The sequence below is a fragment of the Wenyingzhuangia sp. IMCC45574 genome (genome assembly GCF_054182685.1).
On sequence record NZ_CM135169.1, the window covers coordinates 932,820 to 948,674 of the forward strand.

9 protein-coding genes are annotated in these 15,855 nt (G+C 33.1%); all 9 read right to left on the reverse strand.

The genetic code is table 11. The annotated features are described in order from the left end of the window. Positions 1-22: 22 nt before the first annotated feature. On the reverse strand, positions 23-1,462 hold the full coding sequence (gene aldA, locus ACXHHC_RS04140) for an aldehyde dehydrogenase (RefSeq protein ID WP_458228391.1): 1,440 nt from the start codon (positions 1,460-1,462) through the stop codon (positions 23-25). 118 nt (positions 1,463-1,580) lie between these two features. Continuing rightward, complete coding sequence (locus ACXHHC_RS04145; protein WP_458228392.1) at positions 1,581-2,873, reverse strand: class II aldolase/adducin family protein; 1,293 nt, start codon at positions 2,871-2,873, stop codon at positions 1,581-1,583. A gap of 16 nt (positions 2,874-2,889) precedes the next feature. Continuing rightward, a complete protein-coding gene (locus tag ACXHHC_RS04150) occupies positions 2,890-4,257 on the reverse strand; it encodes an FGGY-family carbohydrate kinase (RefSeq protein ID WP_458228393.1) in 1,368 nt (455 codons plus the stop codon). 9 nt (positions 4,258-4,266) lie between these two features. Next, positions 4,267-5,547, reverse strand: a complete 1,281-nt coding sequence (locus ACXHHC_RS04155; protein ID WP_458228394.1) for a sugar isomerase — start codon at positions 5,545-5,547, stop codon at positions 4,267-4,269. A 105-nt stretch (positions 5,548-5,652) separates the two neighbouring features. Further along, positions 5,653-7,758, reverse strand: a complete 2,106-nt coding sequence (locus ACXHHC_RS04160) for a bifunctional aldolase/short-chain dehydrogenase (RefSeq protein WP_458228395.1) — start codon at positions 7,756-7,758, stop codon at positions 5,653-5,655. Between the two features lie 547 nt (positions 7,759-8,305). Further along, the gene (locus tag ACXHHC_RS04165) at positions 8,306-10,822 is read right to left on the reverse strand and encodes a heparinase II/III domain-containing protein (RefSeq protein WP_458228396.1); all 2,517 of its coding nucleotides are present in this window, start codon (positions 10,820-10,822) and stop codon (positions 8,306-8,308) included. Between the two features lie 138 nt (positions 10,823-10,960). Next, positions 10,961-12,598, reverse strand: coding sequence for a sulfatase-like hydrolase/transferase (locus ACXHHC_RS04170; protein WP_458228397.1), 1,638 nt, complete (start codon positions 12,596-12,598; stop codon positions 10,961-10,963). 42 nt (positions 12,599-12,640) lie between these two features. Next, positions 12,641-14,320 carry a GH39 family glycosyl hydrolase gene (locus tag ACXHHC_RS04175; RefSeq protein ID WP_458228398.1) on the reverse strand — a complete coding sequence of 560 codons (1,680 nt, stop codon included), beginning with the start codon at positions 14,318-14,320 and terminating at the stop codon, positions 12,641-12,643. Between the two features lie 131 nt (positions 14,321-14,451). Then, on the reverse strand, positions 14,452-15,855 hold the full coding sequence (locus tag ACXHHC_RS04180; RefSeq protein ID WP_458228399.1) for a sulfatase: 1,404 nt from the start codon (positions 15,853-15,855) through the stop codon (positions 14,452-14,454).

Here is a 15,855-nt window from a genome sequence, read left to right on the forward strand (position 1 = left end):
ATTTTAATTACTTAAAAAAATTCTATTGGTACTTAGCGTAAACTACACGTGTGTGTAAGTACTCTTCCATACCATGTTTACCATCTGCTCCTCCAATTCCAGATTTTTTCCATCCTGCATGGAAACCTTGAATCGCTTCGAAGTGCTCTCTATTTACATAAGTTTCTCCGAAATCTAAATTATTCGTTGCATGCATAATTTTATTATAGCTCTCAGAGAAAATAGATGATGTTAATCCAAACTGACAATCATTTGCTAATGCAATTGCTTCGTCTAAATCTCCAAACTTCATCACTGGTAAAACAGGTCCAAATACTTCTTCTTGTATAATTTCCATGTTTTGTTTTACGTTTGTAAGTAAAGTAGGATTGTAGAAATATCCTTTGTCAAACTTTTCTGGGGAATTACCACCTACAAGTACTTCTGCTCCTTCTTTCTTAGCAAACTCTACCATTTCTGATACTTTATCTAACTGTGCTTTAGACACCAAAGCACTCATATCTGCACCAACACCAGTTAAAGCATCTTCTACTGTTACTTGACTCATTTTAGCAGAAATCTTACTTACGAATTCATCGTAAATACTATCTTCTACATAAACACGCTCTGCACAGTTACAAACTTGTCCACTAAAAATAACTCTAGAAGAAACAACTGAATTTACAGCCAAATCTAAATTAGCATCAGCACAAACAATTGCTGGAGCTTTTCCTCCTAACTCTAAAGATACTTTAGTAATATTTTCTGCTGCTGCAGAAATAATTTTTTGTCCAGCACCTACACTTCCTGTTAAACTAATAATTCCTGTAATAGGACTCTTAGACAATGCATTTCCTACCGTTCTTCCAGATCCACAAACAAAGTTTAAAACTCCTGCTGGTAATCCTATAGACTGAATTAAATCTACAAATTCCATAATTGTGTTTGGAGCTTCAGAACTTGGTTTAATTACACAAGTGTTTCCAGTTATTAAAGAAGCGGCAACCTTTCTTGCCATTACAAAAAATGGGAAGTTCCAAGGACAAATACCTACAGCTACACCAATTGGCACTTTGTGTAAATAAATATGCTCTTTTTCACGATCACTCTGAATAATTTCTCCTTCAATTCTTCTAGCCCATCCTGCATTGTAATCAAAATAATCTGCAGTAACATCTATTTCTACTTGAGCCAATCCAATAACTTTTGCTTGCTCTTTAGACAAAGTCTCTGCTAAAAAAACTCTGTTTTGTCTAATAACAGTAGCCATTTTGTGTAAAAACTCTGCTCTTTTAATTGCTGGTAAAGCTGCCCATGCCTTTTGAGACTGTTGAGCTGCTTCTAATGCATTGTTTGCATCTTCTACCGTTCCCGATGAAATTGTACTTAATACTTCTTCCGTACAAGGGTTTAAAATTTCTATAACAGAGGTTGCTTTTGACTCTACAAACTCTCCGTTAATATATTGCTTATAATGTTTCATTTATAAAATTATTATTTACTAATTCGTACTTTTAAAAAGACTTTTAAGTTTTGGCAAACTCAATAACAAAAAAAACACATGTATCAAGCACAAGGCTTAACACACATGTTTTCTGTGTTTATGATAAAAACTTTTTTCTTAAATCTTCTACTTGATCGTCGTTAATAGGTACCATTTCTCCTAAAGAATTACCTAAAACGATAGACTTTGCACTAAACTCTGCAACTTCTAAATAATCAAAAGTTTGTAATAATTTGTCTCCTGTAACAATTACAGAATCATTTTCTATAATTAAGGCTGTAGAACAATTTTCTACAATCTTAGAATAGTTCTCATTTGCTTTAAAATGAGCTCCATACTCAACAGTATCTATATCTTGTAAAAAGATCCAACTTTCTGGAATAGTTCTTACATTAAGATAAGCTCCTGTAACTCCAAATGCCATTAAATAAGGAGACTGAGTCATAATGATAGAGTTAATATCTGGATTATTCTTGTAAATTTCTTGGTGAATCCAACTTGCTCTACTTGGTTTTTTCCCTTTCTCTCTCTTACCATCTTTAATCTGAACAACATCGTCTATATCTATATCCCATCTGTTCAAATTTGTAGGCGTAATTAAGAAATCATCTCCTTGCCATCTCATAGAAATTGTTCCGTAAGAACTAATCATTAAACCTTGCTGACAAGATCTCTTAACAATCTCACAAATTTCTAATCTCTTTTCAACTTCGTCAGAAGAATAAGTTGTGCTTTCCATTTCTGGTAATTCAATCGCAGCTTGTTCTTCAAACTCTTCAATCTGACTATCTGTTAAATACTTAGGCTCACCAATTTGTGTACCATGTAGTATTGTTTTTGCACAAAATTCTAAAGCTTCAAAACGTTCGTATGCATCTGTTAAATCACTACCTCCTAATACAGTACCGTGATTTTCCATTATGATTGCTTTGAAACCTTTTTTAAACTCATCTGCAATTACATCACCTAAATCTTCACTTCCTGGTAAACGGTAATCTGCATAACCAATAGGTCCACAAATATGTTTTGCCTGAGAAATAATGTTCGTATTTGGTATTTGACGTACAATACTAAAAGAAACTAATGCTGGTGGATGCGCATGAATAACCGCCTTTATATCTGGTCTTGCCTCATAAATAGCTCTATGGAAAGGAAACTCAGAAGAAGGTTTGTGTTTACCAATGATGGTACCATCTTTCTTAACACAGATAATATCTGAAGATCTTAAAGATCCTTTGTCTATTGCAGATGGGGTTACCCAAATATCTCCATTTTCATCTATAATAGAAATGTTACCTCCAGAAGTAGTAGTCATACCTCTTTTGTATATTCTATCTATTACCTCTGTAATTTGGTCTCTTGGATGAATAAGTTTAATATTTTTTGACATTATATTCTATTTTTGATTAAGTAACAATGAATGGAACATGCTTTTTAAGGGCATAATTCTCTTTTAAAAACTTTGAATTTAGTTTTGTATCTGAAATGGATATAGCAGCTCCTAAAGCTGACCCCAATGAAGCACTGGTGGTTCTTAACTTTTTATCTCTAAAGTAATGAGACAAAAGCTTTATATAAATATCATTATCTCCAAAACCTCCATCTATATACAATTCAGGAATTTCATCCTCTCCTATAGCATCTTTAATATACTTTATTTGCAGTAGGACCAATTCTGTCATTAATTGATGGTATGCAGATTCAAAATTATCATGTGTATACACAGTTTCTTTTGACATGTCAGCATCTTCTATACTCTCCCACTTAAAAGAAGGTTTGTAATCCTCAATTATTGAAGAATATATATCATAATTAAACTTTACAGATTTATGACGATCTTCATCTACTCCGTAATGTTTATTTAATTTTTCTACCTGAACCTTATATTCGTTTCCTAAAAATAATCGTGAAGCCTTTACAGGTTTACCATTAATCCTCATGTAATTAATAGCATCATTTTCATTCTCCGAAATAGCATTCTCTGTAAAAGGATTAAAACTGATACTCCAAGTACCTGTAGAGATAAGGATAAACTTATTCTTTATACTTCTTACATATGGTAATAAAGCCGCAGAACTATCGTGAATACCTACACCTATCTTCATACGATTACCATTGTAATTCATATTAATACTTGTTTCTGTAGAAACAATTGGAGGTAATACATTGTTAATACCTTCTTTATATACCCATGGGTGGTAATCTTTTTTACCATAATCCCACAAAGCAGTATGACAACCTATACTTGTATACTCACTTAAAGCAATCCCTGTAAACACATAACTTAAATACTGTGGCAAGTGCATTGAGTATTTAATTTTACTAAACACTTCTGGTTTGGTTCTCTTTAACCAGAACAATTGTAACCCAGAGTTAAGCATACTTAAATCTCCGCAACCTGTATTTTTTAAGAATTCGTCTTTAGGACCATAAGATTCAAAGAAAGAAGTAACAACTTCTTTGGGTAACACCTTTGTATAATTATACAAAGGTGTTAATGGATTCCCTTCTTTATCTATATGTACAAAACTAGCTCCGTAAGTTGAAAAGTTTATTGCTTCTACAATAAAGTTATCTGATTTTAAGATCCTATTAAAAACATCTTTTAACCACTTCTGCAATTCAGCTAAGTTCTCTGTAGGATGACCATCTTCATCTTCTATTTCTTCAAAAGAAATATACTCTTTATGAACTTCTTGGAAATCCTCATCAAATAAAAAAAACTTCTTATTTGTTTTTCCTATGTCGAAAACGGCTGTTACTTTTTGTTTCATAACTAATTATTAAAGTCCAGTAGCTACTGTATTTCTACCTCTTTCAGTAATTAATTGATTTCTGATATCTAAAGATCTATAAGCTTGAATAGGGCTAATTACTCCACCTCTATTTAAACGAGCTTTTTCAATTAATGGACGTACATCTGTTCTATAAGCTCCTTGTAATATTTCTTGACATTTTACAACATCATTGTCTATTTGAGCTGCTTTTAATGCTGCCTGATCTATTAATAAAGCTTTTGCATATGCCTCTTGAATAGCTTCTAAAGATTGTATTAAATCTTCTAATGGATCTTTTACATTGTGACTTGCATCAATCATCCAAGCTAAATCTGGATTTTGAGGATTGTTTTCCATACCATACACTAATTCATTAAAAATTAAGAACAATGCATAAGGCTTAATACTTCCAACAGTTAAATCATCATCTCCGTATTTACTATCGTTAAAGTGGAATCCTCCTAACTTACCTTTTAACTGTAAAATAGATACAATTTGTTCTATGTTAGAGTTTGGTAAATGGTGTCCTAAATCTACAAGTGTAAATGCCTTATCTCCACACTCATTAGCCAACATTAAAGAAGCTCCCCAATCTTGAATAACAGTGCTGTAGAAGTTTGGCTCGTAAGGTTTATACTCAACTAACATTTTCCAATCATTTGGTAAATGCTTGTAAATATCTTTTAAACTATCTTGTGTGTTTTGAAAAGCAGTTTGGAAATTATTCTGACCAGGAAAACAAGAACCATCTGCCAACCATACCGTTAAACTTTTAGACCCTAACTTATCTCCAATGTTAATAACATCAATGTTATGTTGAATAGCCTGATCTCTAACGGCTTTACTTACATTACTTAAAGACCCGTACTTGTAGCTTTCTGCTGCATCTTTCTGATCTTGAAAAGTGTTTGAGTTTACAGAATCAAATTTAATATCTAAAGATTTTGCCAACTCTCCTATTGCATTGTAGTCAGAAGGTACATCCCATGGAATGTGTAACGAAACCGCTCCAGCTGTTTGAGTTAAAGAATGTAAAACACCAACATCTTCTATCTTTTGTTCTAAAGTAGAAGGCTCTCCATAATGAGAAAATCTACCAAAACGCGTACCACCAGCTCCTAAAGCCCAACTTGGAATAGCAACCTGAAAAGCAGCTAATTTGTCAATTATTGTATTAACATCATGACCATTCTTAGCAAGTTTATTAGTGATAAAATCATAATTTTCATTGTGATCTTGAATTCCAATCTTGTTATATTCTGAAATTTGATTCTTGTTTATTTTCATATTCTTACATTTTATAAAGGAAACTTTTTGCAAAACCTAAGCGTATTTTACAAAGAAGTTTCCTTTTACTAACTAAAACACTTATTTTTAATATTTTCTGTTTTTTTATCTTACAAAAGCATTAGCCATTCCTCCATCAACATTAATTATATTCCCTGTTGATTTATCTAAAACACCTACTAATGAGAATACTCCATTTGCAATATCTGCTGGTGTAATAATCTCGTTTAATAAGTTTCTTTTTGCATAAAATGCTGGCAACTCTTCTACGGTAATTCCATTTGCTTTAGCTCTTCCTTCTGCCCAAGCACCTTCCCATATTTTACTTCCTACAATAACACCATCAGGGTTTACTGTATTTACTTTTACTTTATCTTTAGCTAATTCTGCTGCTAATAATCTAACCATGTGCTGTTGAGCCGCTTTGGCTGTTCCATATGCTACATTGTTAGGGCCTGCAACCAATCCGTTCTTACTTGCAATAGAAATATAATCTCCTCCTAAACCTTGTTTACGAGCTAAGGCTGCAAATTGTTTTGCCAAGTCGAACTGACCTTTTACTAGGATATTCTGTAAAATATTCCAATCTTTATCTGTAGTATCTTCTATAGGTTTAGATATTGCCAATCCTGCACTGTGTACAATAATATCTACTCCTCCAAATTCTAAAACTGCTTTTTTATATGCTCCCTCTATAGAATCTGTACTTGTTACATCACAAACTGCGTAAGTAGACACATCTCTCTTGTACGTTGCATTTGCCTCTACTAAAGCCTCTTCATTAATATCTGTTAAAACAATATTGGCTCCTTGTTCTGCTAACTTGTCTGCAATTGCTTTACCAATTCCACCACCTGCACCAGTAACTAAAGCAACCTTACGAGACAAAGGCAATTCTTTAGGCATACGTTGTAACTTTGCCTCTTCTAACAACCAGTACTCAATATCAAACGCTTCTTGTCTTGGTAAAGATGTGTACGCAGTAATTGCCTCTGCACCTCTCATTACATTAATTGCGTTGATGTAAAATTCGCTAGCAACTCTTGTTGTTTGTTTGTTTTTAGCAAAACTGAACATCCCAACTCCAGGGTAAATAATTATTACTGGGTTTGCATCACGAATTGCAGGACTATTGTCTTTTTTACAAGTATTATAGTAATCTGCATACTCTTGACGATATGCTTCAAAAGCAGGTTCTAACTTTGCTTTTATTGCATCCGCATCAGATAAATCTTCATTTTTATCCAAGGTTAAAACTAAAGGTTGAATTTTAGTTCTTAAAAAGTGATCTGGACAAGAAGTTCCCATTGGAGCTAATCTTTCTAAATCGTTACTGTTAATGTATTGCATTACAACATCAGTATCCGAAAAATGACCAATCATTCTATTTTCTGAAGAACACAAACCTCTTAATAAAGGCATTAATTGAGCTGCTTTTTCTAAACGCTCTTCTTTAGGTAAACTTTCAACTTTTTGACCACCAAAAACCTCACCTTGTTCTTCTAATTTTTGTTCTATATACTCAGAAGCCATTTCAATAACCTCTAAACTATTCATGTAACACTCGTAAGATGTATCTCCCCAAGTAAATAAACCATGACTACCTAATACAATACCTCTAATTCCTGGATTATCTGCCAAACACTTCTCTAATTGTAAACCTAAATCAAAACCTGGTTTCTGCCAAGGCACCCACCCCATTGTATCACCCCAAATCTCTTTGGTTACTTTCTCACTATCTTCTGCAGCAGCTACAGCAATCAATGCATCTGGATGCAAATGATCTATATGTGCAAAAGGCAACAATCCATGTAATGGAGTATCAATAGAAGGTGCTTTACTATCTAAATCGTAAATACAGTGATTAAACAAACCAACCATTCTATCTTCATCATGTAAACCTTGATATACATTTTTTAAATCACGTAATCTTCCAGTGTATAAACCTGCAATACCAGCTCTGTTTAACGTACCAATATCACCACCAGAACCTTTAACCCACATCACTTCTACTTCCTCATTAGTTAAGGGATCTTTCTCAATAGTTTTACAACTAGTGTTCCCTCCACCATAATTGGTTATCCTTAAATCTGCTCCTAAAATATTAGATCTGTACAAAAATAATTCAACCTGATCATCTCCTATTGCAGCTACTTTTGCTTCATCCCACAAATAGTCAACATATTTAAAAGTCTTAGTGTTGTTTTCCATGATTAAATTTTAAAAAGGTTATTCTATATCCCAAAAATATCTTTAAATAGAAGTTAAAGTATCCTGTACTGTACCGTTCACCTTATTTTTCCTTTTTAAAACTTCTAAAAAACTAACTCACTATTAGTTAGACTTATCAACAGAACAGTACACTTCAGTAGTCTTACCTAAAAATGGAGAACTAATTTGTTTTTTTACTGGTAGAAAATAATTCTACCTTAAAATACGCAATTCATAGGTATGAATCAAAATTATATTACTCTTGGGGAGCTTATTATAAACTATGAAGTTGACATAGCTGGCATCTTAGATATTACAAGTGCAGGCAGAAACGCTACTAGTTTCCAAAGAACACTTAACATTGTGCCCAACAAACTACACGAAAGAGTTCCTATTTTTTGTAGTTATGTTGGTATACTAGAAAAAGTAGAATTCTTAGTTTAAAGTAAAAACCATTAGCCTCTACTTTTTTATAAAAAACAGGGTATCGCTACAAATTAGCCAAACCCTGTTTTTAATTTTACATCAGTTTAAAATTAATGTTATCCTACTTATATTCTTTGTAAAAGGATGTCCCTTCTTCTAGGTTGATAACGTTGTTTTTAAAAACCAATTGTGTTCCATTTCCTACATAAACATCCTTTAGCTTATTTTCTCCTTTTAAAGTAACTATTGCAAATATACCTTTAAAAGAAAGTCCTAAACTAGCATTGTTATATTCCTGACCTTTAGACAAGGTAAGAATGTATTGTGTAATCTTATCCGTACCTACAGTGCTCTTTACAATTAAGCCCTTGTAAATTCCGTTCTCCTCTAATTTTTCTACAGTATCTACAGTAGGAGTCTCACTAGCATTGTAAGGCTCAAAAACTACCGCAAATGGTTTCTCCCATGCCTCCCCATTATTTCTAATAACGACTGTTGGAGTTTTTTTATCCTTATATGCCTTTGGTGCTTCGTAAGTTGCTGGAGCTTTTACTTTAGAATATTCCCTATTTGGAAAACCAACAATATGCATATCCATATACACAGGGGTATCTTTTAACTTTTCGGTTAAAAAAGTAACCTTTACATTGTTACTATAAGGTTTAGATGTATAGACTTTATCAAAGAAATGCCAGCCTGGATTTCGGTATTTTCCTCTCCCCCATTCTAACTTAGAAGATTCCATATATCTATTAGGGGTTGATTTTAATTTTAAATCTGTTTTATTAAACACCAGCTTATCACCTATATTATGATATAAGTAATCATGAAATTCGTTTGGCAACGTTGATTTTGAACGAAATACATCTACATAATAACCTGTTGTTGGAGAGGTTCTTACTAAAGCCAATGTCCTTTCTTGATCTGCTTCTGCTTTTTCTCCTTTGGTATCTTTAAAGCTGGTTTGACTAAAAGAATAGTTAGGAGATATCGCTTTTGTATTTATTTGTGGCTCCATAGTAAGTACCTTTACCTTGTTAATCCCTAAATTAGACCAACCTCCTTTTCCTCTAGAGCTTCCATTTACAATAACAGTATTGTGTGCAGCATATAATCTTGAATAATTTTCATGTATATCTTTTGCATATCTACCTCTACCATTATCTACACCTAAAACTTCTCCCTCTCCGTACAACTCTATATTCATTCCCTCCGCGTGTCCATGCACCATATGTGCCCCACCTACAAAACACATTAAACCATCTTTAGCATTGTTAGTGGTGCTTATATTACGCTGCATCACTATTCCTGCATGAAAAACTTTGTCCGTTCTTGGCAACTTAAACACACTAGGATCAGCATCTATAGGGCTGGTACTCCAAAATAAATTTTCTAGCTCTTTTCTATTGTACTGTTTGTTTTTAAGCACCCTACTTAGGATTGGTCCTAATTCATCAGTAACCTCTGTATTATTATCCATTTTAGCTAATCTATAAGCATTTTCTATTGCTTCATAAGGAGCATGTCCATGTCTATGCCCATCTCCCCATCTTATAATTTGCTGGTTTGGATACACAAAATAATCCAACCTTGGCAAAGCAAATAGAACATTAGGATACTTTTTAGACATATTTAAACTTGGGTTATACCTATTTACAACTAACATTAATTTTGCTAGAATAGCTGTAGAATGGTTTAAATACTGAGAAGTTTCTGGCCAAATGTCTCCTTTTTCTTTGTAGTTTTTTGCCATCACATCCAAAGCGTCTTGATGTTTTGTAGATGTAGTTAAAAAATAGGACAGCCATCTTTCACGTTCTTCTGGATTATCCATTGCCAAAGCATTGTATACCAAACTTGGAGCCTCTAATACTGAGTGATTAGAACCTGTATGACCATAATGTACAGTTATTGATGCATACGTTTTAAATACATCCTGTACTTCATGTATTGGAAATTCAACATATTTATGCTGCAACAAATCAAAAGCTTTACCTCCACTTTGCAAGTAAGGTGCTATAAAATCATAAATTAAAGGTATTCTGTAACCAAGAACTCTAACCTCTCTAAATCCGTCGTAAGGAAACAGCCACCCCCCACGCGCATGCCAACTAGACAAGGTTGATTTTTGTGAAGATTTTACAAATGAGTAGAGTATTGACGAAGCAAGTGCTGCATATTGTTTATCTTCTGTAAGATAATACATTACCCCGCAATCTAAAGCAAGCTGAAGATTATCTATTAGTGCCTGTGCGGGTTCCCATTCTTCTCTAGTTGCATTATCTAAATTTTTATGCACTCCATTTACAACATGATCTGTCAATCGAAACGCAGGAAACTCTTTGGTTCTATAATTTAAATTCTCAAAAGGTAATTGTTCTAGAATTTTTTCGGGAGCTATTTTAAAAAGCTTTACCGCAACATTGGTTTTACGAGCTAACTTTGTGTATATTTTATTTCCCCAAGTAGTTGTTTTTATCTTTTTTAGAACTTGCTCTTTGTCGCTTTCTTGCACTAAAATAAATGGCCGCTTACGGTTTTGTGCATTGGTATACAAAAAAGATAAAAACAAGATTAATATTAGTCCTTCTCTTAGGTATGTTTTTACCCCTTTAAATCGCACCATTTTTATTGACATTTTTAGTATTAATTCCTTCTTTATATTTTTCTTTTTAGCAATTCTATTTTCGCTTTTAGATGTTTTTTAAAGATCAAATCTGAATCGTAAAAAACATTTAAACACAACAAACCTATTCTTAAAAAAGGTACTCGCTTGTTACTTGTATTTTTTTACCCCATCTTTTTTGGGAAAAGGCACCTTTTCTCCATTTTCAACCCAAGTTCCAGTAGGTGCTTTGTTTTGTTTTAACCACGCTAACATATCCTTATTCATGTCTAACGCAATTTTCATTTCCTTAGTTGTTGGGTTTTCTAAAAGATTGTTTTTTTCTGATAAGTCTTTGTTTATATGATACATTGCAAATGAATCAGACTCATAGAAGTAAAAAAGCTTATAATAATCGTCTCCTACTCTTTTCTGAATAACAGTTGACGGTGAAAATCGCTCATCCATATAACCAGGAAGGTGCCAAAATAAATTCTCTCTATCTAAAGCTTCTTTTTTACCCGTTAAAACGTTTGCAAAAGAAACACCATCAAATTTAGGTTTTTCGCCATTCTCCTTTTTTAAACCAGAGATATCTGCCCCTGTAAATTCGGCTAAAGTTGGAAGAAAATCTATACAATGAACTGCTTGATTTGTAATTGAATTTTCTGGTATTACGCCTGGATAACGAAAAATTAACGGTACTCTAATTCCACCCTCTGTTAAATTCCCCTTTTTTCCCGTTAAAGGTCTATTGCTAAACATTCCTCCATTGTCTGAGTACACAATCAAAATGGTGTTATTTGTAATATCATCCGAAAAATCACCATCTCCGTTAGGATCTTTTATCGCTTTATTAATCTTCCCTATATTTTGATCTAAAAGCTCAATCATAGAGGCATATTCTGCCTTTCTTTTATTCAATCCTTTTTTAGCATATTTTTCGGTTAAATCTTTTCTCCCTACTACCTTGGAATGTACAGCATGAAATGGCACATATAAAAAGAAAGGGGTTTCTTTATTTGCTTTTTCTTTGATGTAGTCTACAGTAAAATCACCAATAGCATCTGTAAGGTGTTTAGGAGTACCATTTAAAACAGATAGATCACTATTTGCAGCATATGGTTTTAATATTTCGTTGATGTATTTTTCATCGTATGGACTTGCATATGCATCTACATATTTTGAAGAAAAAGTCCATCCTTTTCTATCCGATTTTAATGCTAAATAATACGATTTTGTTCTAGTTCCATTAATAGGAGCCGCAATTATATGATGAATATCTGCAGGCAAGTCTATTCCATAACCACCTTTTAAAGGATGTGGTGTACCATGACTTTTTCCTACCAATGCGGTTTGATACCCTTGTGTTTTTAGAACATCAAAAATATTAATCCCGTCTTTAGAAATAACTTTTTGTTGTTTAAACGGCTTAATTGGCAAATTTGGAAATCCCTTTGTCCTTTTATCTTGTCTGCTTAACGAACCTACATTATACACCTGATTGTCTATACCAGTTGGATATTGACCACTGATTAAAGAGGCTCTTGAAGGAGCACAATTTTGATTGGTGTATGCGTTGGTAAAAGACATCCCTTTGGCTGCAATTTTATCAATTTCAACTGTGTGATATAATTTAGAACCTCTATTGCCATTGGTATTTCCTGTACTTACATCTGTCCATCCTAAATCGTCTGCAAACAACAATACAATATTAGGTTTTACTCCATTCTTTTTTTTAGTCTGAGCAAAACTTAACAAGGGTAATATTGAAAAAAAGATTGTTGAAAATTTTAAAAACTGTTTCATTCTATTTTATTTTTTATCAAAAAAATTAGTTGCTTATTTTTACTAGTTGTTCCTTTTTTTTGTTCTAAACTCGAATTTTTCGAAAGCAAAAGATGGAATATCCGTGTTTATTCTAATCACCGATCCTGCTGATCCGTCAGTACGTGGAGTGGTTTTAATTTTTTTCCACTTTGTATATTTAAAAGTATTTGGATTTTCGTAATTCTTGTAAGCTTTTAACCCTTCCTTATTTAAAATTTTAGACGGAGATCCCTTGGCATCAAATCCTTTTTTCACCCATCCTGATGCAGGTTCGTTCTCTAAAAAATTCTGAAGCTTATTATGTGATTTGTTGTACGCAATACTTCTGTAATATATTTTTGTCTTAACGGGTAATTCTGTAGTTAATACAATTTCCACAGGTTCTTTTTCTACATACGCTAACGACTTGCTATTGTAATTATACACCAAAACATCGTAGGCAGATTTTTTTTCGTCTTTAGCAAAAAAAGCATCCAAACAATTATTTCTAGTTTTAGGTTTCCCAGCAATATCTGTTGTATAAAGCACTTTCTTGTTCATAGAATTTAACGTCGTAATTCCTGGTGAATCTATAGACCTTTTTCTATTTCCCCATCTGTAAATAAAGCCAAAACCTTGTTCTTTATTTTTATAAAAAATATTAGAAAAAGACAATTCTATAATTTCTGTATGTGTAGTTTCTGCAGTAATGTATGCGTTTCCTAAAGGATGCATCATTGTTATAGTTGCATACTCCATAATATCTACTGTAGCACTTTTATTCCATTTTGGATGGTTAACCAAAGCTCCAAATAGTTTATCGTATTTAGTACGCATGTTTCTTAAACCTGCATTCTTTAAAATTACATAATCAGATACTCCCCAAAAATCGTAACGTATATTATTGTCGTAACAATAACGTATCAAACCATCTGCAAAAGAAGCATACGGTTCTCCTTTATAATTTAACACAGTTCCCTTTTTGTATAAAAAATCAGGAGCTCTAGTATGCAACCCAATTTTAGCATCTGGCAACACAGCTCTTATAGCATTCACAGTATTTACAAAATGTTCTATAAAATCTTGCTTGGTACCAAACCAATGGTCTGGTGTTTCTATTTCTGACCCCACTCTAAAACGCCACGATGTTACTTTTTGCTCTCCATAAGTATCAACTAATTTTGTTATCAAAGCTTTTATATAATCATGATACGCTTTTTTATCTGCTGGTGGAAGTGAGTTTCCATAAATAGACATTTCCTCATTTTCTCTAAAATGAATACTGTCTATTGTACCTTTGGGAATAAATGTATACCCATGTTGAAAAGCCCAACAAGGTTGATCTAACACTATTTGATGAATCTCAGTTTGAGAATTCACAATTTTATTTAATCTTCGAATTAAACGCTCAAACTTATACACATAAGTATTGTTTACAGAATCATACAAACAGGTATCAAAATCTAAATCCTTTACAAATTTCCCATTTACCTTTTTTCTAATTCCACCAATCATTCGAATCGTGTTTATTTTAAGTCCCTCCCTTACATTAGAACCATATTTAGGACTAATTCTATTTGCTACAGACCAAATATTATGCATACTCGATTTCTGATATCCATCATCAGAAAAATCAGTTGACAATTGCACCTGACCAACAGCTGTTGAAGTACATATAAGAACAAAAACTATATATTGATTGAAAATTATTTTAGTAAACATAAATACCAAGTGTTATAAACTTAATTATAGAAGTAAAGCGTGTTTATTTGGTTCAAAAAACCTTGTCTTATTCTTTACACAACTCTTTAGCCAATTGATTAAAGAGTTGTAAATGCTCTTACAGCGATTCTTTATTTATAATTCTTTGCTTGTTCTTGCTTTTCCCTCAAAGCTTTTCGCATGTCTTCAAGAACTTTCTTATAGCTGGCATCTGCCACAACATTCTTGTTCTCTTCAGGATCTATTTTACGGTTGTATAACATCTGCTCACCGTTTTCATATAAAGAATATGTAAAATCCTCACTTACAATAGCATCAGCCTTTTTAAAACGTGCATAAGTATTTTCTCTAAAAGACTTCTTTGGATTGTTTAGAACCGATTTAAAGCTCTCGCCCATGATATAATCAGGTGTGTTTAAATTCGCCAAATCACAAAGTGTAGGATAAATATCAACGCTCTCCACCAAAGCTTTGGTTTGCTGTCCTTTTACTTTTCCTGGTACTTTTACAATTAATGGTACTTGCAACGCATTATGCAAAGTGTTGTGTTTACCCCAAAACTCATGTTCTCCCAAATGCCAACCATGGTCACCCCATATTACAACAATCGTGTTGTCTGCCAACCCAAGATTTTCAAGTTCTGCTAGAACATCTCCAACCATTTGATCTACATAACTTACACAAGCATAATAGCCATGACGCATCATTTTATGAAACTCTTTGGTATTTGGCTTATAATCACCAAAGCTATAGCTTTTAAACTCTCCACTACCACGCAACAACTTAGGTGCATTTTTAGGTAACTGACGATTCTCTGCAATTTTTATTGAATCTCTGTTGTATAAATCCCAATACTTTTTAGGTGCATAAAAAGGCATATGAGGACGAAAAAATCCACAAGCCATAAAAAAGGATTCTCCAGTTTTCTTAAAGCGACGTAAATCGCTTATCGTTTTTTGTGCAATTTTATAATCTGGATACGCGTTCTCATCAACTTCTGGTGCTTCATATATACGACCATTACCAGATTTCATTAATACTTTATTGGTACTTTTATCGTAACTCACTCTATGACCACCGGCTGGCATCCATGGATTTTCACTCCAACTCGCTTCTTTAACATCCTTATTATAATGAAAAATCTTTCCGTTTGAAATACTCGTATATCCTGCATCTTTAAAAATACTCGGAAGCGTTTTTGCATTAGGTACATCTTCCTGTGCCTTGGCTCTATAATCTACAAAACGCGTTTTTGTAGGTAAAATACTAGTTAACAAACTAGCTCTTGAAGCTCCGCAAACTGGTACATTACAATACGCTCTATTAAAAACAACCGCTTCTTTTGCAAATTGATCTATGTTTGGTGACTTTACCTGTGGTGCATTATAACACCCTAATTCGGTTCTTAAATCGTCTATAGCAATAAACAAAACATTCATTGGCTTGTTTTGGTTTGCAATCTTTGTTTTATTAGGCTGACTTTTACACGATACAATAAGCACAACTATAGTTGCTAACAAACTAATTTTCTTCAT

Excerpts from the sequence above, each read along its gene's own strand:
- aldA (WP_458228391.1), bottom strand. The coding sequence starts at position 1,462 with ATGAAACATTATAAGCAATATATTAACGGAGAGTTTGTAGAGTCAAAA.
- ACXHHC_RS04145 (WP_458228392.1), bottom strand. The coding sequence starts at position 2,873 with ATGTCAAAAAATATTAAACTTATTCATCCAAGAGACCAAATTACAGAG.
- ACXHHC_RS04150 (WP_458228393.1), bottom strand. The coding sequence starts at position 4,257 with ATGAAACAAAAAGTAACAGCCGTTTTCGACATAGGAAAAACAAATAAG.
- ACXHHC_RS04155 (WP_458228394.1), bottom strand. The coding sequence starts at position 5,547 with ATGAAAATAAACAAGAATCAAATTTCAGAATATAACAAGATTGGAATT.
- ACXHHC_RS04160 (WP_458228395.1), bottom strand. The coding sequence starts at position 7,758 with ATGGAAAACAACACTAAGACTTTTAAATATGTTGACTATTTGTGGGAT.
- ACXHHC_RS04165 (WP_458228396.1), bottom strand. The coding sequence starts at position 10,822 with ATGTCAATAAAAATGGTGCGATTTAAAGGGGTAAAAACATACCTAAGA.
- ACXHHC_RS04170 (WP_458228397.1), bottom strand. The coding sequence starts at position 12,598 with ATGAAACAGTTTTTAAAATTTTCAACAATCTTTTTTTCAATATTACCC.
- ACXHHC_RS04175 (WP_458228398.1), bottom strand. The coding sequence starts at position 14,320 with ATGTTTACTAAAATAATTTTCAATCAATATATAGTTTTTGTTCTTATA.
- ACXHHC_RS04180 (WP_458228399.1), bottom strand. The coding sequence starts at position 15,855 with ATGAAGAAAATTAGTTTGTTAGCAACTATAGTTGTGCTTATTGTATCG.